This window comes from Flavobacterium glycines (assembly GCF_900100165.1).
In the GTDB taxonomy this organism is placed as follows: domain Bacteria; phylum Bacteroidota; class Bacteroidia; order Flavobacteriales; family Flavobacteriaceae; genus Flavobacterium; species Flavobacterium glycines.
Map to the genome: position 1 here is coordinate 203,330 of NZ_FNEO01000004.1, position 23,756 is coordinate 227,085.

At 35.9% G+C, this 23,756-nt stretch carries 16 protein-coding genes; 13 read left to right on the forward strand and 3 right to left on the reverse strand.

What is annotated here, in order from left to right:
• The first annotated feature begins 416 nt into the window (after positions 1 to 416).
• The 4 genes from porV to BLR17_RS11815 all read left to right on the forward strand — a co-directional run bounded on the left by porV (position 417) and on the right by BLR17_RS11815 (position 4,950).
• The gene (gene porV / locus BLR17_RS11800) at positions 417 to 1,613 is read left to right on the forward strand and encodes a type IX secretion system outer membrane channel protein PorV (RefSeq protein ID WP_066329498.1); all 1,197 of its coding nucleotides are present in this window, start codon (positions 417 to 419) and stop codon (positions 1,611 to 1,613) included.
• 73 nt (positions 1,614 to 1,686) lie between these two features.
• Positions 1,687 to 2,169, forward strand: a complete 483-nt coding sequence (gene cdd, locus BLR17_RS11805) for a cytidine deaminase (protein WP_066329501.1) — start codon at positions 1,687 to 1,689, stop codon at positions 2,167 to 2,169.
• Positions 2,170 to 2,312: 143 nt separating this feature from the next.
• Positions 2,313 to 3,311: a pyruvate dehydrogenase (acetyl-transferring) E1 component subunit alpha gene (gene pdhA / locus BLR17_RS11810; RefSeq protein WP_066329503.1), complete on the forward strand. Its 999-nt coding sequence runs from the start codon at positions 2,313 to 2,315 to the stop codon at positions 3,309 to 3,311.
• Between the two features lie 7 nt (positions 3,312 to 3,318).
• Positions 3,319 to 4,950, forward strand: a complete 1,632-nt coding sequence (locus BLR17_RS11815) for a dihydrolipoamide acetyltransferase family protein (RefSeq protein ID WP_066329507.1) — start codon at positions 3,319 to 3,321, stop codon at positions 4,948 to 4,950.
• Positions 4,951 to 5,162: 212 nt separating this feature from the next.
• Here the strand turns inward: BLR17_RS11815 and BLR17_RS11820 are convergent, their stop codons facing one another.
• On the reverse strand, positions 5,163 to 5,804 hold the full coding sequence (locus BLR17_RS11820; RefSeq protein WP_066329510.1) for an Imm26 family immunity protein: 642 nt from the start codon (positions 5,802 to 5,804) through the stop codon (positions 5,163 to 5,165).
• A 27-nt stretch (positions 5,805 to 5,831) separates the two neighbouring features.
• Positions 5,832 to 7,073: a glycosyltransferase family 4 protein gene (locus BLR17_RS11825; protein ID WP_066329513.1), complete on the reverse strand. Its 1,242-nt coding sequence runs from the start codon at positions 7,071 to 7,073 to the stop codon at positions 5,832 to 5,834.
• Positions 7,074 to 7,177: 104 nt separating this feature from the next.
• On the opposite strand from BLR17_RS11825, the gene miaE reads away from it, so the two are divergent.
• Positions 7,178 to 7,759, forward strand: coding sequence for a MiaE family protein (gene miaE / locus BLR17_RS11830; RefSeq protein ID WP_066329516.1), 582 nt, complete (start codon positions 7,178 to 7,180; stop codon positions 7,757 to 7,759).
• A gap of 49 nt (positions 7,760 to 7,808) precedes the next feature.
• Complete coding sequence (locus BLR17_RS11835; RefSeq protein WP_066329518.1) at positions 7,809 to 10,553, forward strand: AsmA-like C-terminal region-containing protein; 2,745 nt, start codon at positions 7,809 to 7,811, stop codon at positions 10,551 to 10,553.
• An 89-nt stretch (positions 10,554 to 10,642) separates the two neighbouring features.
• Here BLR17_RS11835 and BLR17_RS11845 read toward each other — a convergent pair whose 3' ends face one another.
• Positions 10,643 to 14,632, reverse strand: a complete 3,990-nt coding sequence (locus tag BLR17_RS11845) for a LamG-like jellyroll fold domain-containing protein (RefSeq protein WP_083189535.1) — start codon at positions 14,630 to 14,632, stop codon at positions 10,643 to 10,645.
• Between the two features lie 383 nt (positions 14,633 to 15,015).
• Between BLR17_RS11845 and BLR17_RS11850 the strand changes: the two genes are divergently transcribed.
• The 7 genes from BLR17_RS11850 (at position 15,016) to BLR17_RS16495 (ending at position 23,678) form a co-directional block, all read left to right on the forward strand.
• Complete coding sequence (locus tag BLR17_RS11850; RefSeq protein ID WP_066329521.1) at positions 15,016 to 15,594, forward strand: TetR/AcrR family transcriptional regulator; 579 nt, start codon at positions 15,016 to 15,018, stop codon at positions 15,592 to 15,594.
• A gap of 218 nt (positions 15,595 to 15,812) precedes the next feature.
• Entirely contained in the window at positions 15,813 to 16,958 is a 1,146-nt protein-coding gene (locus tag BLR17_RS11855; protein ID WP_139068400.1) for an efflux RND transporter periplasmic adaptor subunit, read from the forward strand.
• A gap of 11 nt (positions 16,959 to 16,969) precedes the next feature.
• Positions 16,970 to 20,200, forward strand: a complete 3,231-nt coding sequence (locus BLR17_RS11860; protein ID WP_066329527.1) for an efflux RND transporter permease subunit — start codon at positions 16,970 to 16,972, stop codon at positions 20,198 to 20,200.
• 64 nt (positions 20,201 to 20,264) lie between these two features.
• Positions 20,265 to 21,683: a TolC family protein gene (locus tag BLR17_RS11865; RefSeq protein ID WP_066329530.1), complete on the forward strand. Its 1,419-nt coding sequence runs from the start codon at positions 20,265 to 20,267 to the stop codon at positions 21,681 to 21,683.
• A 45-nt stretch (positions 21,684 to 21,728) separates the two neighbouring features.
• Positions 21,729 to 22,835, forward strand: a complete 1,107-nt coding sequence (locus tag BLR17_RS11870; protein WP_066329532.1) for an NADH:flavin oxidoreductase — start codon at positions 21,729 to 21,731, stop codon at positions 22,833 to 22,835.
• Between the two features lie 343 nt (positions 22,836 to 23,178).
• Entirely contained in the window at positions 23,179 to 23,529 is a 351-nt protein-coding gene (locus tag BLR17_RS11875; RefSeq protein ID WP_066329533.1) for an ISAon1 family transposase N-terminal region protein, read from the forward strand.
• Positions 23,526 to 23,678 carry a hypothetical protein gene (locus tag BLR17_RS16495; protein ID WP_169817172.1) on the forward strand — a complete coding sequence of 51 codons (153 nt, stop codon included), beginning with the start codon at positions 23,526 to 23,528 and terminating at the stop codon, positions 23,676 to 23,678. The genes BLR17_RS11875 and BLR17_RS16495 overlap by 4 nt, the downstream gene beginning before the upstream one ends.
• Positions 23,679 to 23,756 lie beyond the last annotated feature (78 nt).

Below are 23,756 nucleotides of genomic sequence, written 5' to 3' on the forward strand. Positions count from 1 at the left end.
CTTCATAAGGTAATATTATGGGGCGCAATATAATCATTAACGATAAACTCTCAACACTTATGTCAACAATTACAAACTATTACTATAATCAAATTTAACGCAAATTTATACTTTTTATTATTTATTAGCACACTTAACGCTTTTTTTTTAGCCTTTTAAGTTTTTTATTAAATATCTCCTTACTATCCAATACATAAAGACATTTATTGATCCGTTTTTTATACAAAAATGCAGCAACAAAATCTTATTTAGCACAATATTAATAAGAATTAATAGTTATATTTAGTCACAATGAATTAGACGTCAAAAAAACAAAAAAACAAAAACGACACATTTCCCTTCATAAAGCATTAAAGAGAAAACTTGCAACTTTTTAATAAAACAGTATATTTGTTGAATCAATTTTCCACTAACCAATGAAAAAAACAATACTTTCAACCCTTTCTTTGTTTTCCATTTTGCTTATTCAGGCACAACAACAAAGACCTATAACTACAGCAGTTCCATTTCTGACTGTTAGTGCAGATGCCCGGTCCGCAGGTATGGCCGACATTGGTGTCGCCACCTCTGCTGATGCATTTTCTCAGCAATGGAATCCGGCCAAATATGCTTTTGCAACAGACAAACAAGGACTTAGCGCCAGTTACACCCCCTATTTAACAGGCTTAGCGAATGATATTTCATTAGGCCAGGCTACTTATTACAACAAAATTTCAGACAGAAGTGCCTTTGCCGGAAGCATTCGTTATTTTGGTTTTGGAGAAATTGAATTAAGACAGGACGCATCAGACCCTAACCCTCCTATTGTTTCTCCAAATGAATTTGCATTAGATGGTTCGTACTCACTTAAATTAAGTGAAAAATTCTCTATGGCAGTTGGCGCAAGATACATTCATTCTAATTTAAAAGTTGCAGTCAACAACAACGACGCTACAGCTGCAAGTTCATTTGCAATTGATGTAGCAGGCTTTTATCAATCAGAAGAAATTGCATATAAAAACTTTAACGGCAGATGGAGAGCCGGTTTTAACATGCAAAATTTGGGCCCTAAACTAAGTTATGATAACGACGAAATAAGCGCAAACTTCCTTCCCGCCAATTTAAAACTAGGAACAGGATTTGACTTCATCCTGGACGATTATAACAAACTAGGAGTCAACCTTGAACTAAACAAACTTCTTGTACCTACGCCTAAAGTAGAAAACAACAATGGTGTTTATTCAGGCAAAGATATGAATGGAGACGGTGTGGTTGATGCAACCGACTTCAACTTATCTAATGAAGATTACAGAAAAACAGGCTGGGTTTCCGGAATTTTCAAATCATTAGGAGACGCCCCTGACGGATTCAAAGAAGAACTCAAAGAAGTAATGTACTCTTTAGGAGCTGAATATTCTTATCAGGATGCTTTCTCAATGCGTTTAGGTTACCACCATGAGAATATTAGTAAAAGCGGATTAAGATACTTTTCTCTTGGAGCCGGCTTCAAATACACTTCTGTAAAAGTAGATGTATCTTACTTATTCTCGGCCTCAAAAATACCAAACCCTTTAGAAAACACCTTACGTTTTTCACTAACATTTAATTTTGGTGACAAATACGAACAATATTAATTTCAAAAACAAGACAATATAAAATCCAAATTTCCAACTAACGAAATTTGGATTTTTTTTACTCTAAAATAAAATGGAAGAAATCATTATCTCTAACAGATTCTTCACCTTTAATAACATCGAAGAATTACCCAACAACATCCAAAACCTATTCAACCAAGCTTCTGCAGCACAAAAAAACGCCTACGCACCTTATTCAAAATTTAGAGTTGGCGCAGCAATCGAATTGGATAACGGCGAAATTATTTTAGGTACAAATCAGGAAAATGCCGCCTATCCTTCCGGATTATGCGCTGAAAGAGTCGCTCTATATCAGGCTACTTCTAATTTCCCAAATGCAAAAATCCTTTCAATTGTCATTACCGCTTCACCAGAAGAAACAGGAATCTCTGTCCCAATTACACCATGCGGTTCCTGCAGACAATCTATAGCTGAATACGAAACAAAACAAGACAGTCCGATAGCGATTTATTTCATGGGAGAAAAGGAAAAGATATACAAATCTGAATCTTTAAAAAACCTGCTCCCTTTATTATTTAACAAAAAACTGCTCTAATAAAACTAAAAATTAGCTTTATAATTTTAGTACTTAGTCGGAATGTTCTATTTTTGCATTTCGCAAATTCGACCTAAAATGAAGAATTTGCAAAAAATACTAATTTACAACACAATAAAAACTTTAGTAAAAGAACACTTGAGATGAAAGAAGTTACAAAAGAAGTATATTTAAAGTGGTATGAAGACATGCTACTTTGGAGAAAGTTTGAGGATAAACTAGCTGCGTTATACATCCAACAAAAAATTAGAGGTTTTCTTCATTTATATAATGGTCAGGAAGCTGTACTTGCAGGAGCATTGCACGCAATGGATTTATCCAAAGACAAAATGATTACTGCTTACAGAAACCACGTTCAGCCAATTGGTATGGGTACAGACCCAAGACGCGTTATGGCTGAGTTACTTGGAAAAGCAACTGGAACTTCTAAAGGAATGGGTGGATCTATGCACATCTTCTCAAAAGAGCACGGTTTTTATGGTGGTCACGGGATTGTAGGAGCTCAAATTCCTGTAGGTGCCGGAATTGCTTTTGGAGACAAATACAACAATACAGGAGGAGTTACTATGACTTATTTTGGTGATGGTGCTGCTCGTCAGGGTTCTTTACACGAAGCTTTCAACATGGCTATGTTATGGAAATTACCAGTAGTATTTATTGTTGAAAACAATGGATATGCAATGGGAACTTCTGTTGAAAGAACAGCTAACCATACTGATATTTGGAAATTAGGTTTAGGATACGAAATGCCTTGTGGACCTGTTGACGGAATGAATCCGGTAAAAGTTGCTGAAGCAATGCACGAAGCTATCGAAAGAGCACGTCGTGGTGACGGACCAACTTTCTTAGAAATGAAAACGTACCGTTACAGAGGACACTCTATGTCTGATGCTCAATTGTATCGTACTAAAGAAGAAGTTGAAGAATACAAAAAAATAGATCCAATTACTCAAGTTTTGGATATTATCAAAGAGAAAAACTACGCTACAGAAGCTGAAATCGAAGCTATCGACGAAAGAGTGAAAAGTTTAGTTCAGGAATGTGTTGATTTTGCTGAATCTTCTCCATATCCGGAACTTGAACAATTATATGACGTAGTTTACGCACAAGAAGATTATCCATTTACACCTCATAAACTATAAAAATATTATGGCGATAAAAGTTACAATGCCTCGTTTGAGTGATACCATGACGGAAGGAACGGTAGCAACTTGGCTTAAAAAAGTAGGAGACAAAATAAGCGAAGGAGATATCCTTGCGGAAATTGAAACTGACAAAGCAACGATGGAATTCGAATCCTTCAACGAAGGAACTCTTTTACACATTGGTATTGCTGAAGGAGAAACTGCTCCGGTAGATTCATTATTAGCAATCATAGGAAACGAAGGTGAAGATATTTCAGCTTTATTAGCTGGAGGTGCTGCGCCAGCAGCTGCCGCTCCTGCTGCAGTTGAAACTAAAAAAGAAGAAACAGCAGCTCCTGCTGCTCAACCAGCTGCTGCATTACCAGCTGGAGTTATCGTTGTTACAATGCCTCGTTTGAGCGACACAATGACTGAAGGAACTGTAGCTACCTGGTTGAAAAAAGTAGGTGACTCAGTTGCTGAAGGTGACATTCTTGCTGAAATCGAAACGGATAAAGCAACAATGGAATTTGAATCTTTCAACGAAGGAACCTTATTATATATCGGAATTCAGGAAGGAAATACAGCTCCTGTTGATAGTTTATTAGCTATCATCGGACCTGCAGGAACTGACATCAGCGGAATCGCTGACGGTTTCGTTGCCGGTTCTGCTCCACAAGCTGCTGCTCCTGCTGCTGAAGAAACAAAAGCTGCTCCTGCTGCTGTAGCTGCCGCTCCGGTTGCTCAGGAAGCTCCTGCTGACGGAGGAAGAATCATCGCTTCTCCATTGGCTAAAAAAATTGCTTCTGACAAAGGAATCCAATTAACTCAGGTAAAAGGATCTGGTGAAAACGGACGTATCGTAAAAAGCGATATCGAAAACTTTACTCCTGCTGCTGCCGCTCCACAAGCTGCTCCTGCTGCTAAAGCAGATGCTGCTGCACCAGCTGCAAAACCTTATGTTCCGGCAGGACAAATTGCTACTGAAGAAATCAAAAATTCGCAAATGCGTAAAATCATTGCGAAACGTTTATCAGAATCTTTATTCACTGCACCTCATTACAACTTAGTAATCGAAGTATCTATGGATGAAGCTATGAAATCAAGAGCTACTATCAACACGGTTCCTGATACAAAAGTATCTTTCAATGATATGGTGATTAAAGCTTCAGCATTAGCTTTGAAAAAACACCCAAAAATCAACTCACAATGGTCTGCTGATGCAATAACAATTAACTACCATGTAAATATTGGTGTTGCTGTTGCTGTTGAAGACGGTTTAGTTGTTCCTGTATTACCTTTTACCGATGGTATGAGTTTATCTCAAATTGGTGCTAGTGTAAGAGATTTGGCTGGAAGAGCTAAAAGCAAAAAATTATTACCTTCAGAAATGGAAGGAAGTACTTTTACTATTTCTAACCTTGGAATGTTTGGTATCACTGAATTCAACTCTATCATTAACCAACCAAACTCAGCTATCCTTTCAGTAGGAGCAATCGTTGAGAAACCAGTAGTTAAAAATGGACAAATCGTTGTAGGAAACACTATGATGTTATCTCTTGCTTGTGACCACCGTACTATCGATGGAGCAACCGGAGCTCAGTTCTTACAAACATTAAAACAATACATTGAAAATCCAGTGACTATGCTTGCATAATAACTTGGTTGTTTATAATAGAAATCCCGTTTTGAAAATCAGAACGGGATTTTTATTTTTAGGCATGTCCCCGCTTCCACTCCCGATAATTATCGGGACGTTACAGCGCGGTCGGGCTGTACGCTATATCTTTTATTCCTCTCTTTAAAAAACGAGATCCATAAAAGGATACCACTTCCATCCTTCATGCTAAAATTTCAAAGCGAAAAATTTTATATTTTTTTTACCAAACCTTTTAATTCATCTGGAACTTCGTTAAATGGCGTTTTGTAAATCATATTATTGTATAACGACAATTCTTCCCAATCCTCCAATTTATAGTAATCCTTAATATTCTTACCTGAACGGTATAAAAACTCCATCGACAAACGCATTTCTATGGCTTCATAATCAAGTGCCGTGTTATCTTCTAAATGCTTCACCTGATCGTAAGTAGCAACAATCCATTTAAAAGGAGTTCCATTTTCAAAATAATCCCAATGGGTTGCCTCATCTTCATAATAATGATCTTTAAAAACCATTGCAGAAAAACCCCTAAACGAAGGCAGTTTTTTTTCATATTCACGTAATGAAATTTCTCCTTTAATTTTGTATTTTTTATTACGTATTGCCCACAATATATCATCTACAAACAAGGGGCCTGCTAAAGGTTCTGCCTTTAAAAAATCTTCCTCCCTATAATCTTCTTCTTTTTGAACAATATAATTGTAAGAGTAAATAATTAGGTGAAATGTAGTTGATAAATCATATTCTGAAAAATCACACATATTAATGACCTTTACAAAAGTATAACCGAGATTATGATTTAATGTAACTTGAATAACTGTTCCACTATTTAATGTTTCCTTTCCCATAAATTACATTTATAAAATTTCAATCAACTATTTATTCTTCTCCTCAATCCACTTTGCCATATACTTTGTACTTTTTAAAGTATGATGTTGCAACAACTCACCCATAAAATTATTCAATCTGTGTTGCTTTATATTAGAAACTAAAAACTCCATTTGTTTAGCAAAATCATTTTCAAATAAAGTTCTCAAATAACGCTGATTAATTATTTCAATTCCGTTTTTTTGAGCCTGTAACCAAAGGTCTTTATCCTGATACAATTCTACCGCTTTATCAGCAAAAAGTTCCGGCTGATCCTCTACAAAACCATTCCAATCTAAATTGTCCTGCATCGATTCAGCACCAATAAAAGTAGTCACACTTGGAGTTCCACATCGCATGGCTTCCAGTAACTTCCCCTTAATTCCTGCACCAAAACGCAAAGGAGCTAAAACTACACGAGCTTTTTGAACCACTTCATTAGCATTTTCAGCACGCCCCTGAATTAAAAAACCTTGTTTAGCATTATGCAATTGCAATACTTTTTGCGAAGGATAAGCGCCATAAACATTCAAAACAGCTTCCGGCAATTGCTTTTTTATTAACAGCCAAATCGTTTCTTTCAAATACTGAACCGCATTCCAATTAGGCTCATGAAGAAAATTACCAATAAAAACAAAATCTGTACGTTCTTCGAAAGCAGATAATTTGTCTATATCGGAAATGAAATTCGACTCCAATAAAAGCGGTAAATAATATAACAAACTTGCATCTATTTTAAAAACCGTAGTTAGCAATTCCATTTCATATTCGGAAATCATCAACGACAAATCACAACGCAAAATACTGGCAATTTCACGTTTCACTACTTCTTCAACTAATAAATCCTGAGTTTGAAACTCCCGCTTTTCCTTAAATGCTTTTTGTCTTGCTAATCGCAAACAATGCAAATCTTCGGTATCCAAAATTCGTAAAGCATCGGGACAATTTTCGGCCACACGCCAACCAAATTGCTCTTCAACCATAAATCGGTCAAACAAAACAACAGACGGATTTAATTCTTTAACAAAAACATCAAAGCTGGAACAATTTAAATGTATCGTTTGCTTCGCAACATCAAATTGACATAAATCAACCATAAATTCGCTATCCTGCGCCGGACTTGCAAAAGTAATTGCAAAACCCTGCTTTTGAAATAATGAAATTAATTGCATCATTCTCCCACCTGCTGCCGAAGAATTTGGCTCTGGCCATACAAATCCGATAATTAATAAGCGTCTGTTCTGATTCATTGAATGTAAAAATGCGGTAAAGTAACGGTAAAATAACAGCAAAGGTCGAAAATATAATAGAATACAAGGCAAAAAACTTAATTTTGTAACCTAAATTCAAAATCATGTTAGGATTAAAATTAGCCACCGATCCAAGATGGGTCAATATCGTAGAATCGAATATCGAAGAAATTTTAACCGACCACGCCTGGTGCGAACAAAAAGCAGCTTCTAACGCCATCAGTTTGATTACCCAAAACTCTGAAAAAGAAGAATTAGTTAATGAATTAATTTTAATAGCTCAGGAAGAAATGGAACATTTCAAAATGGTTCACGACCTGATTAAAGAAAGAGGGCTTACTTTTGGTCGAGAACGCAAGGACAGCTACGTAAACGAACTTTTTAAATTTATGAAAAAAGACGGAAGCCGTAATGATGCTTTGTGTGAACGTTTGCTTTTTTCAGCCATGATTGAAGCCAGAAGTTGTGAACGTTTTAAAGTCCTATCAGAAAACATAAAAGATCCGGAACTAGCTAAATTCTATCGCGATTTAATGATTAGTGAAGCAGGCCATTATACTACTTTTTTAGGTTTTGCCCGAAAATATGCTGACAATGTTGATGTAGACAAACGCTGGAAGGAATGGATAGATTATGAAACTTCCATCATTGTTAACTACGGTAAAGACGAAACCGTTCACGGATAATAATATCATCCTAAAATTCGTTTTAATTTTATTCTATAAATAAATCATCATGCCTCAAAAGAAAGCTGTTTTTCTTAAAATTTTAAAATACACAGGAATAACAATAGCCAGTATATTAGCCTTTTTGTTTATTGCTCCTTATGTTTTTGCTGATAAAATCAATGCAGAAATTAAAAAAGTAGCCAATCAAAAACTGAATGCAAAACTGGATTATTCTGAATCAAATATTTCATTTTTTAATCACTTTCCGTCACTGACAGTAAGTTTAGAAAATTTCAAATTAAATGGTTCGGCACCTTTTGAGAATGAAAAATTGATTACTGCTAAAGAAATTGCCTTTGGAATTAATGTTTCCAGTTTAATATTTGGTAGTTCGATTAATATTGACAAAATCTTTCTTGCCGATGCGGATATTAATGTAAAAGTAAACCAAGAAGGTTTTGCCAACTACAATGTCTATAAATCTGAAAAAGCTAAAACCGAAGAAAAAGATGGAGACAATTCATTAAAACTGGAAAAAATAGAAATCGAAAACTCTAAAATTGTTTACGATGATTTGTCTACCAAATTACATTTTGACATCTTTGGTTTCAACTATTTAGGAAAAGGCGATTTAAGCAAAGCCATTTTTGATTTATCGTCTAAAGCAAAAATTGAAAAACTCAATGTTTTATACGACAATGAACCCTATTTAATGAATAAAAAAGTAAATGCCGATTTAATTACCAAGGTAAATGTAAACTCGCTTTCTTTTATTTTCCAACAAAACGATTTAAAAATAAACAACCTGATAGTTGACTTTAAAGGGAAATTTGACTTCCTTAAAGAAGGCTACAACATGGATTTTATTCTTAAAACAACCAACAGTAATCTGAATGATTTCTTTACCGCTTTTCCTCCAAAATTCATCACTTGGTTGGATAAAACAAAATTAGACGGAAAAACCGATTTCAATTTGTCATTAAAAGGGAATTATATTGCATCTAAAAATATAGCGCCAAATCTTGAATTGGATTTCAAAGTAAAAGACGGAAGCGTAAACTACAATCAAAGTCCTGCTACAATTAACAATCTGAATGTTGATTTTTCTACGCAATTACCTTCATTAAATCCTGATTTATTGATTGTTGACCTGAAAAATCTTTCACTTAACATTGATAGAGAAACTCTAAAAGCGAAATTATACAGTACTGGGACGAAGGTTTTAGATATAAATGCGGATTTAAATGCTAAAATTGATTTAGAAAAACTGAATCGCGCACTTGGAATTCCTGACTTAGAATTAAAGGGTAATTTAACTGCCGACGGAACTGCAAAAGGAAAATTCGACAAAGAAAAAGGAACTTTTCCTGTTACAAATGCTGTAATCAATTTAAATAATGGTTATCTGAAAACAAAATATTATCCAAACCCAATCAGCAATATCGAAATTGTTTCGACTATTTCTAATCCGAAAGGAACTTTCAAAGATTTAAAAGTTGTTTTAAAACCGGCTCAGTTTACTTTTGAAGGAGAACCTGTTTTTGTAAAAGCAAATCTGAATAATTTTGACAATCTTTCATACGATATCAATGCTAAAGGAACTTTGGACATTGGCAGAATCTATAAGGTTTTTTCACAAAAAGGACTCGATGTTAATGGTTACATCAAAGCCGATTTAGCGCTAAAAGGAAAACAGAGTGATGCCGAAAAAGGAAACTATTCGAAATTAAAAAATAGCGGTATACTCGAAATCAAAAATATTGCATTTGTTTCGGAATATTTACCCCAGAAATTCTTAGTCAAACAGGGAATTTTCAAATTCAGGCAAGACAAGATGAGTTTCAATACTTTCTTAGCTTCTTATGGTGAATCTGACTTTAAGATGAATGGTTATTTACAGAATGTTTTTAATTTTATTGCTACTAAAAATGGTGTATTACGAGGTGCTTTCACCTTAGATTCTGATTATATCAATGCTGATGAATTTATGTCGGAACCAACAAAAAAAGAAACATCTAACACAGCAATTACAACAGCTCCTAATAAGCCAACATCAGAAACAGGAGTTATTGTGATTCCTTCAAATCTGGATTTACGTTTTAAAGCCAATGCTAAAAAAGTGGATTTTAACGGCATGAATTTTCAGAACGCTACCGGAACATTAAAAATGAAAAATGGAGTGCTGACTATGGACAACACAGGCTTTAACCTGATTGGCTGTAACGTGTCCATGAATGCCAATTATAAAAGTGTCAATACTAAAAATGCTCAATTTAACTATCATATTAAAGCAAATGAATTTGATATAAAACGCGCATATAAAGAAGTTAAATTATTCAGAGAAATGGCCAGCGCGGCTGAAAAAGCTCAAGGAATAATATCTTTAGATTACAACTTAAAAGGAAGATTAAATGCTAATATGGAACCTGTTTTACCCTCTTTATCAGGTAAAGGAGTTATTTCTATTAAAAACGTTAAAATGTATGGCTTGAAAATGTTCAATAGCGTTGCCAGAAAAACTTCTAAAGAAAGCATTAAAAATCCTGAATTAAATCAGGTTGACATTAAAAGTTCTATTAAGAATAACATTATTACTATAGAACGATTCAAGTTTAAATTTGCCGGATTCAGACCTCGAATTGAAGGAACAACCAGTTTAGACGGAAGACTAAATCTTAAAATGAGATTAGGTTTACCTCCACTTGGAATATTTGGAATTCCATTAACAATCACCGGCAACAAAGACAATCCTAAAATAAAAATAGGACGCAAAACAGAAGATTTAGAAGAGACAAAAGATACTATTCAATAAATAATATTTTTTACTTGATTTAAAAAAAGCCATCTCTTTGAGATGGCTTACTTATTAGTAGAAAACTACTTTACATTGGAATCAAATCCTTATTTTTTAACTATGGATTTTACAGTATAGTGTTGTCCGTTTTTAACATGTAAAAAGTAAATTCCTCTGTATAAATCACTCATTAACATCAGCTGCATAGTACTTGTTAAAGGTTCTGATTTCACTATTCTTGATAAAACATCATAAAGTACTAGTTCTGCTCCTTCATAAACGGCATCAACCTTAACAGTTAAAACAGTTGTAACCGGATTAGGGAAAACTACAACATTTTCAGTAATACTATTGGCTGGAGTATTATTGCAGCTTCCCAATTTGTCTCCATGATTCAAATGTGCCTGAACTGCAGTTGAACTGATACAAGTTTCCTGACCATTATGACAAACCATAACTTTATCACCTGAATTACCACATTGTACATTAATTGCATTAACATCAATAGAAGCTGAAGTTTGACATCCTTTAGAATCAGTTATTACTACCGTGTAGCTTCCTGCTTGGGATACTGCGATTGTCTGGTCAGTTTGGTTGGTACTCCATACATAAGAATAAGGAGCTGTACCACCTGCTGGAATTACTTTTATATTTAAAAGTCCGGTTCCATAACCTACATAAATAGTGTTTTTTTGCTGATTGTTAATGGCATAAGCATCAGGAATCGATGCGGTCAGTTGAACTGCATTGGTGTCGTCACAATCAGTATTATTTGTCGCATAACCTTCAGGAGCGACTGATGAACACAGCATTGCTGTTTGAGTTGATCCCAATCCATCTTTATCCGCATCTACATAATACAGAATAGGCTCATGAACAGTTGCGTCATTATCGTTACAATCGGTATTATTTGTTGCATAACCTTCCGTAGCGACTGATGAACATACCATTGCTGTTTCAGTTGAACCGAATCCATCTTTATCGGCATCTACATAATACATGATTGGTACATGAACAGTAACGTCGTTATCATTGCAATCATCGGTGTTGGAATAACCGTCATTGTCATCATCAATTGGTGTTGTTACATTAAATACTTCTGAATATGCAGAAGCATCCGTTTTATTAGTAGCTTTTAAACGGTAATAATACTTGGTGTTAGCTGTTAAATTAGTATCGGTGTAAGTGATTGTATTAGCCGCAACTTCTGCTATTTGTGCAAAAGAGAGCCCGTCTGATGAACGTTCAATTGCAAAATTGGCTTCATTGTTTGAATTGTCAGTCCAGTTTAAAGTTACTTTGCTTGAAGGAGTTGGTATTGGTACAATATTCGTCTCGAATGTTACATTGGACGGCGAATTAATTAGAGTTGTATTGTATATTGTTGCAACTTCAGCAGCTGTCAGTGCATAGTTAAACATTTTTAACTCATCTATTTTTCCTTTGTAAGGTGCAGGAGTAGTATTGGCATACAACTCAAGGACTCCAATATTGCCAATTACTAAATCAGTTGGTTCACCAATACCTACAGCTGTTCCTGTTGCATCAGCCTTCTCACCTGTTAAAACTCCATTAGTATATATTCTCAGTTTTGCCGCAGTAACATCTCTAATGATAACTACATGTACCCAATTTGAATTAAAATAACTAGTTGCTGCTAATGTTGAATTAAGTTCTGTTTTAGTTTTATCATCATCAATAGCAAATCGGAATTGATTACTTTTAATTTCTACATTAAATCTTCTGCCCGTTGCACCTGTCGCAGCGTTTTTTGTCATCGAACCTTTGCATAATATATAAGAACTCAAGGTTGAAGTAGCAGGTAATTGACTGGCGTCAGCCTTCATCCAAAAAGAAACAGAAAATGAATTTTTATCGAATAAAAGATTGTCCTGATGAGGGATAGTCACCATTTGCTTATTTGGTAAAAATGTTGCAAAATCGAGTGCATTGTTAGCTTTTCCGGCTACCCTAACAGTAGCATTATCGAAAGAAGCATCTAATTGACCATCATTGGCATACTTAGAAACATCTGCAATTTGTTCTCCATCTCCTGCTGCTTCTTTAAAAGGCCAATGACCAACAAGTTCCGGATTCAGCGCGCGGAAATTCCATATATCTCCAGCCACTGTTCCTTTAACATTAGTAGCATCAATTCTCCAATAGTATGTTGTTTCCGGACTTAAACCGGTAAGTGTATAACTTGGAGCTGCAACATAAGCCACATCAGCTAATTTTGCTAAATTGGCAGGATCAGTACCGAAATAAACAGAATAAGTTGTTGTATTTGAACTTCCTGTCCATTTTAGAGCCAGAGTGCCATTTGTCAACTCTACTGCATTCATCCCTGTTGCAGGAGTTGGAGTAGCTGCTTTTGTAGGAGCTGAAGGTATAGCTGGTGTGGTAAGGGAATTCACATCACTATAACTGGAAGATTCAGTTGCAGTTGTCGCTTTAACACGATAATAGTATTTAGTGTTTGGAACTAAATTATTATCAGTATAAGTAGTGATATTAGCACCAACTTGGGCAATTTGTGTATAGTTCGTTCCATCTAGTGAACGCTCAATTACAAAATTAGTTTCGTTATCTGAATTGTCTTTCCAAGTTAAAATTACTTTGCTTGATGGAGTTGGTGTTTCAACTGAAGTGGCAGAGAAAGTAATTGCTGTTGGAGGAATTACAAAATCAGGCGGTACAGTATTGATTAATCCGTTTATGTAAACTTCAATGTTTAAATATTCAGGCGAAGTGGTGCTGTAAGCAACGGCATCATTAGCATTGTTTTTGTTTAGGCCATTACTATCTTCCCATGCATCAGGCATACCGTCGTTGTCAGTGTCTAAAGGGGATGGAGCTCCGTAAACGTGTCCGGCGCCGCCATTAATAAAACCAAACTTGCTTGTTAAATCGCTTTGAACATAAACATAAGTAGCGACTGTTCCTTTCGACTTTAAATCAGAAATCATTAAATTATCAACCTGATCGCGTCTTGGATAGGATGGTCCTACACTTGCCACAATTTTATCATAAGCGTCCTGCGCTGATAAAGTTGTGTTTTTCATTGGATAATCATAAGGAGTTGAATGAATTGTAGACGCATCTCCCGTAGGATATCCTGTTAAATCCTGAGGAACTAAAGTTCCATCCAATATTCCGTTTCTGTTATTATCGAAATAGTTACCTGCTCCATATAATGAGAAGTTGTCATTTCCACGACTAAAAGGTGTTCCAACAGTAGTACTTGTATTTGGACCACCAATGAAATAATTATTGATAATGTTTACATCTGAACTTCCTGCAGAATCACCACCCATGATGTAAGCTTCTCCAGATTCGGCATGTCCATAGGTGTTGCCGTAATTCCCCCAGTTGTAAACAACGTTGTTGACAAACTCATTAATTCCTTTTATTTTGTTATTACGGGTTTTGTTGCAGATGTATAAGTTTCCAATTAAACTTATTTTCCCCCCTGAAGGCTGCATCAAACCTCCGGCTGAGTGATTGTGACGGTGTAATCCCTGACCAATAATTGAATTTTGAATCGTGATATTGTCAGGGCTCGTGCCTTTGCTGTCCCAGTTAATTGAAAAAACTTCGTCAGTTCCCCAGGTAAAAGCCATGTGATCAAAAATCATGTTTGCCCCATTTGCTAAACCGGATGCATCCTGACCCTGAGTAGTAGATCCGTAACGAATACGAAGATAACGCGCTATTGTATTACTGGAACCTGTAAATGTTACTTTGGCACCTAAAAGTACAATTCCTTCTCCTGTTGCTGTTTGTCCTGCAATGGTGGTATTTTTCGCTACGACAATTTGGGATAGAGTGTTAATTATCCCTCCCACTTTAAAGATAACAAAACGGCCTTCCTGGCTTACCGCATCACGAAACGAACCTGGTCCGCTATCATTTAAATTAGTTACCAAATAAATTTTTGGATTTGCGACCCCTCTGGCTCCGGTAGTATATCTACCAAATCCTTGTGCCTCTGGAAAGGCTAGAGTTTGGGAATTGGCATTCCCGGAACTCAATGCAAGTCCGCAGAGCATCAGTGCTTTGGGTACTTGTTTGAAAAGTAAAGTTTTAAAATTCATAAATAAAAATTGTTATGGTTGGTTATCTCAAAGCTAGAATTTTAACATTTTATTAGTGTCCTGTTCTATCCTGTTATACATAGTTATTTTTTTAATTGTTTTCTACAAAAAAAATGAAGAAAATTATTTTTAAAAACGGTGTTAAGGCTTTGTTTTACAGTATTTTTCATGGTTGTCTCTGAGGGATGTCTTTTTTGCGACATTTAGCTCGTTTATCTGTTTTAGATAAAATTGGCGCATAATATGATAAAATGAATAATAATTTTAAATCTTGATTCAGTTCATAAAAACAGCTCTTTAGAAAAAAATTGAAAAAAATATTCAATTCTGAAACGCTTATTCCAGAAATAAGTTTTACATTTGCAGAGTAAAAATTAAATCTGATGGCTCGCTGTGTAGAATTTAACGAAGTCGAAAAAATAGAAAAAGCAATGAATGTCTTTTGGGAAAAAGGATATAATGCTACTTCTATGCAAGACCTTGTGGATGCAATGCAGATCAACAGAAGTAGTTTATACAACACCATTGGCGACAAACACCAATTATTCATGAAGTGCATTGGCAATTATTTTGATCAGGCCATGTGTGAATTGAAAGAAAAAGTCGCTAAAGAAACATCGGCTAAGCAAGCATTAATCAAAGTTATTACTGATAAAGCTGCCTGGATTGTTTCCTGTGAAAAAGGATGTTTGGGCATCAAAACAATTTTTGAAATTGCTCCCGATGATTGTACGGTCAGAAATTTAATGAGCAAACAAAATGAAGTTTTCATTGAATATATGACTACAATAGTTCAAAAAGCAATGGATGATGGGGAAATGGATAATTCAGAAGATGCAGCAATTATGGCTGAATATATTGCAACTTCTTTTACGGGTTGGAAACAAGCCTATATCCTTCATGGAAATCCCATCAAAATCAAAAAAATGTCAGAGTTTCTGATAAAAAATATCTTTAAATAACGGCTTTTTTTTAGTCAAATTCTGGAACGTTTATTTCAGAAATAATTACGAATACGCATACCTAATTTTTAAATTACAGCATTGATTCTGAAACGATTATTCCAGAATTAAAGCTATAGCAAATTATTAACTTTTAAATACAAAACAGCATGAATTCTGAAACGTTTATTCCAAATACAAGTATAATATCCAAGATCCAATTAAATCAAATTCCAATTATGAAAAAAGTGACTCTTTTAAGCTTAATCGTTATATTTTTTATTAGCTGTGCTGATAAAAATGCCGCGCCACCGGCTCCGGAAGCTCCAAAACTTCCTGTTGCGGCAATAACAACTGAAAGTACTACAACTGATGCTGAATATCCTGCTTCTATCCAAGGTACAGTTGATGTAGAAATCCGTCCGCAGATAAGTGGAAACCTGGACCGCGTTTTAGTAGACGAAGGTGCTTATGTGAGCAAAGGACAAACTTTGTTTAAAATAAACGAACGCCCTTTTCGTGAGCAGTTAAACAATGCTTTGGCTAATCTTCATGCGGCAGAAGCGGCGCTAATCAACGCCCAGTTAGAAGTTGATAAACTGACTCCATTGGTACAAAACAAAGTAGTTTCGGATTATCAGTTAAAAACGGCAAAAGCGACTAAAAAAATTGCTACTGCCAATATCGAGCAGGCAAAAGCAATGGTGGCTTCGGCTAAAATCAATTTAGGATATACTAATGTTACTGCTCCGGTAAGTGGTTACATTGGCAGACTGCCTAAAAAACAAGGAAGTTTAGTTGCTGCAACCGATGTTGAAGCCTTGACTACGCTTTCGGATGTTCGTGAAGTCTATGCTTATTTTTCTTTAAGTGAAACCGACTTTATCAACTTCAAATCGCAATATGCAGGAAGCAGCATTGGTGCTAAAATCAAAAACCTACCTCCTGTTTCTTTAATATTAGCTGATAATAATGCTTATCCTCAAACAGGAAAAATTGATATGGTTGATGGTCAGTTTGATAAAACAACCGGTGCGATTACTTTAAGAGCCACTTTCCCAAATGCAAACGGGACTTTACGCTCCGGAAATACAGGAAGAATCCGTTTAGGGTTGGAACATGACGATGCTATTTTGGTTCCGCAATCGGCTACGATTGAAATGCAGGATAAAGTGTTTGTGTTTACTGTAAATAAAGAAAATAAGGTTACTAAAACACCAATTACTGTTGTCGGAAAAAGTGGCGCCAACTATCTGATTAAAGACGGTGTGAAATCGGGTGACCAAATTGTATTAAGCGGTATCGATAAACTTCAGGAAGGACAGCTGATTCAGCCTGAGAAATCAAGAGATACTAAGATTGCTCAATTAATTAATAAAAAATAATTTACGCGAAAATGTTCAAAATATTTATACAAAGACCCGTACTGGCAACCGTAATCTCCATTTTGCTGGTGATATTAGGTGTACTGGGATTGACAAAACTGCCTTTACAACAGTTTCCTGATATAGCGCCGCCATCGGTTTTGGTAACGGCGGTTTATCCGGGAGCCAATGCCGAAACGGTTTTACGTTCGGTAGCACCATCGCTGGAAGAATCTATCAATGGTGTCGAGAATATGACGTACATGAGCTCAACGGCGAGTAACGATGGTACTTTAGCTATTACGGTTTTCTTTAAATTGGGTACGGATGCCGATCAGGCTGCTGTAAACGTTCAGAACAGGGTGGCTCAGGCTACAAGTCAGCTGCCTGCTGAGGTTGTTCAGCAAGGAGTCATCACGGCTAAACAGCAAAACTCTTTCATCATGGCAATTGGTATGTATACCGATGATGAATCGAAATACGATCAGACTTTTGTTGCCAACTATGCTCAAATTAACATCATTCCTGAAATCAAACGTATTCCGGGTGTGGGTGCTGCCAGTATTTTTGGTGGTGTAAAAGATTATTCAATGCGTGTTTGGCTGAATCCAACACAAATGTCCACTCATAATGTAACGCCAAACGAAGTGATGGCTGCCATTCAGGATAAAAGTTTGGAAGCAGCTCCGGGGAAATTTGGAGAAAGAAGTAAGGAAGTTTTTGAATATGTAATTAAATACAAAGGAAAACTGACCAAGCCGGAAGATTATCAAAATATAGCTATTCGTTCAAATGCTGATGGCTCAGTCCTTCGATTAAAGGATGTGGCTAGAGTGGAATTGGGTGCTTACTCATACAACAGTTTAACGCGTTTGAATGGTAAAAAAGGAGTGGTAATTGGGGTTATTCAATTGGCCGGTTCTAATTCAAATGACATTCAGATTGCGATTAATAAAATGATGGAAAAGGCTTCTAAAGATTTTCCAAAAGGTATAAAACACAATATTTTCTATAGTACAAAAGTATCTTTGGACCAGTCTATCGAACAGGTTGAACATACTTTATTAGAAGCTTTTATCCTTGTATTTATTGTGGTATTTATTTTCCTTCAGGATTTTAGATCTACTTTAATTCCTGCCATTGCAGTGCCTGTAGCAATTTTAGGAACGTTCTTCTTCATGCAGTTATTCGGATTTTCGATCAACCTTCTAACACTTTTTGCTTTAATTCTGGCAATTGGTATTGTGGTGGATGATGCCATTGTGGTGGTCGAAGCCGTTCATGCCAAGATGGAACACAAACGGCTGTCGCCAAAAATAGCTACTCACGAAGCAATGCACGAAATAACGGGTGCTATCATTTCGATTACATTGGTAATGGCTGCTGTGTTTTTGCCGGTTGGTTTTATGGAAGGTTCTACAGGAGTTTTCTATCGCCAGTTTGCCTTTACGATGGCGATTGCAATTGTAATTTCGGCAGTAAACGCTTTGACACTAAGTCCGGCTCTTGCAGCTTTATTTTTGAAAGACAATCACGCAGCTCATGGTCATGACGTACCTTATGAGAAAAAAGGATTTAAAGAAAAATTCTTTAATGCATTCAACAGCAGCTTTGATTCTTTAACCAATCGTTATGTTGGCGGATTGAAATTTTTAATCAGAAAAAAATGGTTGAGTTTAGGCGGTTTGGCTCTAATTACAGCAGTTACTATTTTGATGGTTAAGACAACTCCTGCCGGATTTATCCCAACAGAGGATCAGGGATTTATTGCAATTGCGGTAAATACTCCTTCCGGAACATCTTTGGACAGAACACAAAAAGTGATGACTGAGGCTGAAAATACTTTGAAAGCTCTGGATGCTTCCCGATTTGTAACAGCGATTTCAGGTTTTAACTTATTGACTAATTCGACAAGTCCGTCTTCGGCAGTAGTTTTCGTATTGCTGAAACCAAATGAAGAGCGTGGAGAAGTTAAAAATATAGACGAAATCATGAATCAGGTTCGTGGAAAGCTAGGCTCAATTTCTGGTGGAAGTTTCTTCGTGTTTAGTTTTCCAACCGTTCCAGGTTTTAGTAATGTTGAAGCTTTAGATTTAGTGTTACAGGATAAAACCGGAGGGAAACTGGATAAGTTTAGTGGGATTTCTCAGGAGTTCATCGGAGCATTAATGAAACGTCCCGAAATTGCTGTAGCCTTTACCTCTTTCAAAGCCGATTATCCTCAATTGCAATTGGATATCAACGACGAAAAAGCCGATCAGTTAGGAGTTAAAGTAAAAGATATTCTGCAAACAATGCAGGCTTATTTTGGTAGTGCCCAAGCATCTGATTTTAACCGATTTGGTAAATATTACCGAGTGGTTGTTCAGGCTGATGTTCAGGATAGGGCAGACCCATCATCAATTGACAGGATTTTTGTAAAAAACAAAAATGGCGAAATGGTTCCGATCAATACGTTGGTGAAACTAAGTCGTATTTATGGTTCTGAAACGGTGTCGAGATACAATTTGTTTAACTCAATTTCGATTAATGCCATTCCGAAACCCGGATTTAGCTCGGGAGATGCGATTAAAGCAATCGAAGAAGTAGCGGCTCAACAACTGCCTTCGGGCTATAGTTATGAATTTTCAGGGCAAACCCGTGAAGAGATTTCTTCAGGAGGGCAATCGGCAACGATTTTCTTGTTGTGTTTGATATTCATTTACTTCCTGCTTGCAGCTCAGTATGAAAGTTACATTTTGCCTTTAGCGGTAATATTATCAATACCTACAGGAATCTTTGGAGTTTTTGCAGCCATTGGTTTAACGGGAATCGAAAACAATATTTATGTTCAGGTTGCCTTAGTAATGCTTATTGGATTATTGGCTAAAAATGCGATTCTGATTGTAGAGTTCGCGGTACAAAAAAGGAAATCAGGTCAGGCATTAGTCAAAGCGTCAATCGATGCGGCAAAACTGCGTTTACGTCCAATTATTATGACGTCACTGGCTTTCGTTGTTGGATTAATTCCGATGATGAGTGCCAAAGGTCCTTCGGCTCAGGGTAACCATTCGATTAGTATTGGTGCTGCCGGAGGAATGGTTTCGGGAGTAATTTTAGGTTTGTTCATCATTCCGGTATTATTCATCGTATTCCAATATTTACAGGAAAAAGTTAGCGGAAAACCGCTGGCTGTAATTCATAACCAGGAAAATAAAAATGGAAAATTATATCACAACAATTCTGATAGCAATCATCATCAGCATAACGTACCTGTCTTATAAAGTTTCAAAAGATCTTGATGACAGAAAAGACAATTGTTCAGAAAATTAATTACGATAAGTAAAAATGAAAAAGTATATAACCAAAATTGTGATGGTCGCTATTTTGATCAGCACGATAATATCCTGTAAAGTTTCGAAAGATATTGAAACTCCTAAAGATGCATTTCCTGAAAAATTCAGGAGTGCATCAGTTTCAAAAGACACTGCAAGTATTGGTGATTTGGAGTGGAAAAATTTCTTTGCAGAAAAAGATATTGTTCAGCTAATTGATAGTGCGGTGACAAGAAACAACGATTTACAGATTGCGACCAAAAACATCGAAATTGCACAATATCGATTCTCACAATCAAAATGGGGAAATGTTCCGCAGGCTAATTTATTTGTAAATGCGAGCATCAACCGTCCGTCTGAAAATAGTTTTACAGGAATGAACCTGAATCAGGCTTTAGGGATAAAACATATTGAGGATTATTCTGCCGGAGTTTCACTTTCATGGGAAGCGGATATCTGGAGGAAAATCAAAAGCCAAAAGAAAGGAGCTTTTGCAACTTATCTTCAGTCTGAAGAAGTAAAAAAAGCATTGCAGACAAATATTGTTGCTAATGTTTCTAAAGGATATTACAATCTTTTGATGTTGGATGCACAACTTGAAATTGCTAAAAAAAATGTGCAATTAAATGACAGTACAACCAATATCATCAAATTAAAATATGATTCGGGACAGGTTTCTTCGTTAGCTGTTCAGCAATCAGAAGCACAGAAATTAACTGCTGCGCAATTGGTTCCTTTATTGGAACAAAATATTGCTATTCAGGAAAATGCTTTGAGTGTTTTGACAGGTTCATTTCTGAATGCCAAAAAAAGAAGTATTGTTCTTAGTGCTATAGAATTAAAAAATAACAATTCAATCGGAATTCCGTCATCCTTAGTAAGCAGAAGACCCGATGTTAAAAGTGCCGAATTAGCGCTGAAAGTTGCGAATGCCAATGTTGGAATCACAAAAGCCGATTTGTATCCTGCATTAAGAATCACAGCCCAAGGTGGATTGAATTCGTTTGAAACGAGCAGTTGGTTTAACATACCGGCTTCTTTATTTGGAACTGCTGTTGGAGGTTTAACTCAACCTTTATTGAACAGTAAAAAACTAAGAACGCAATATAATATTGCTAAAGTTGAAAGAGAAAAAGCTGTTTTAAGTTTCCGTCAAACTGTTTTGGTTGCGGTTAGTGAAGTCTCTGATGCATTGGTAAAAGTGGAAAAATTAGAGCAACAACAGGCTTTTTTACAGCAACGAGTAAAGACATTACAACAAGCGATTAAAAATTCGAATTTGTTGTTCAAAAACGGAATGGCAGAATATCTGGAAGTAATCACAGCACAGGCTAATTTACTGCAAAGCGAGTTAGAACTGGCAAACCTTAAAAGAGAACAGCTAGCTGCTAATACCGATTTATATCGCGCATTAGGCGGAGGCTGGAGATAAAAACCAAATTTAGAAAACTGAAAATCAATAAAAATATAAAATCACATGAGTACAATTAATTTATTTACACAGTTCCATTTAAAGTCGTTACATCTTAAAAACAGAATTGTGATGGCGCCAATGACGCGCTCTTTTTCTCCAAACGGAATTCCAACGGATGACGTAGCCAACTACTACCAAAAAAGAGCCGAAGGAGAAGTAGGTTTGATTTTTTCGGAAGGTACGGTTATCGACAGACCGTCTTCATCCAATGATGCTAATGTGCCTCATTTTTATGGAGAGGAAGCACTAAAGGGATGGAAACAAATAATCGATGGTGTTCATTCTGCCGGAGGTCAAATGGGACCGCAAATCTGGCACATGGGAATTATGGATAATCATCATTCAGGCTGGGTACCACCAGTTCCTTTTGAAGGGCCGTCTGGATTAAACCGACCTGGTTTTAATAACGGAAATACGATGTCTGAAAAAGACATTGAAAATACTATTCTTGCTTTTGGTAAAGCAGCAGCTGATGCTAAAAGACTAGGTTTTGATACTATCGAAATTCATGGTGCTCATGGTTACTTAATTGATCAGTTTTTTAATCCTGAAACTAATTTACGTACTGATGTTTATGGTGGAAAAACAATAAAGGAGCGCAATACCTTTGCAATTGAAGTAGTGAAAGAAGTTAGAAGACAAGTAGGAAATGATTTTGCAGTAATCATGCGTTTTTCTCAATTTAAGCCTTCTGATTACAATTATAAATTGGCAAAAACACCTCAGGAATTAGATGCCTGGCTCACACCTCTTGTTGATGCCGGAGTGGATATTTTGCATTGTTCACAACGCCGTTTCTGGGAACCAGAGTTTAAAAATTCAGATTTGAATTTTGCAGGATGGGCTAAAAAAGTAACTGGATCGCCAACTATTACCGTAGGTTCTGTTGGGCTTTCTGGTGATTTCTTTGGAGCTTTTGCAGGCGAAAGTTCGCAACCAGCTTCTTTAGATGAATTAACGAAGCGTTTCGATCGAGGCGATTTTGATTTGGTTGCCGTTGGAAGACCTTTGCTTTCTGATCCAAATTGGGCTGCCAAAATAAGATCAGGAAAAACAAAAGAGCTTATAGGTTTTACCAAAGAAGCCTTAGCTGAATTGGTCTTAGAATAATATTTGATTTTTATCCAATTATTGATTGAAATAATAAATTTATATTACGTATTGGACTAAAATCGAAATAATACCCTTTTTAATTATTTATTTGGATGACGCTGTAGGACTTCGGTTTTGCAGCGTTTTTTCGTTAAAGATTAAAATTTATAATACGTCATTCTCTTTTTTAAAATTCTTAAAAAAAATCAATAGATAACATTGGAAATATAAACATAAAAAATTGCTATAAAACAAAAAACCCTTCATCGTTAGATGAAGGGTTTTCAAAGAAAGGCGGATCAATCCCAAAACTTGGGGAGGAATATTAAAAAAAAGAAGAACTTTGTCTTTATAAGAATTATTGATGACCTCTATAGAACTTTTAAAATTTATGCTTCCTGATTTTTTAGTAGAATACTTCGAAGTGGTTTCGGCTAATAACTCAGAAGAAACATTACATCTGTATTTTGAAGAAAAAAATCAACCTCCTAAAGAATTTAACACTATAGCATTAGTATCTAAAGGCTTTTTAGACGAAATAACTATTCAGGACTTCCCACTCCGAGGCAAGTTAGTCTATTTACATATCAAACACCGTCGTTGGACCAATAAAGATACCAAGGAAATTATCAAAAGAGATTGGCAATTAGTAGCTAAAGGAACTCGAATGACGCAGGAGTTTGCATCTTTTTTAAAAGAAATTAATAGATGATACCGCCACAGACTGTCATACCATTGGAGGATTTTTCGGGGTCAACGGTAAAAAACTACAAAGACAATATAAAAAACATCTTAGTTCGTTTAACACCTGGAAACCCAGAGAGCATGCTCACCAATGGATTATTTATCCTGAAAATATAGGAACTCATTTAGCTATTGACGAAGTAGCCTTATCTCAAGGTGAACTTTATACCATTGTAACAAACAAAAAAGCCAATG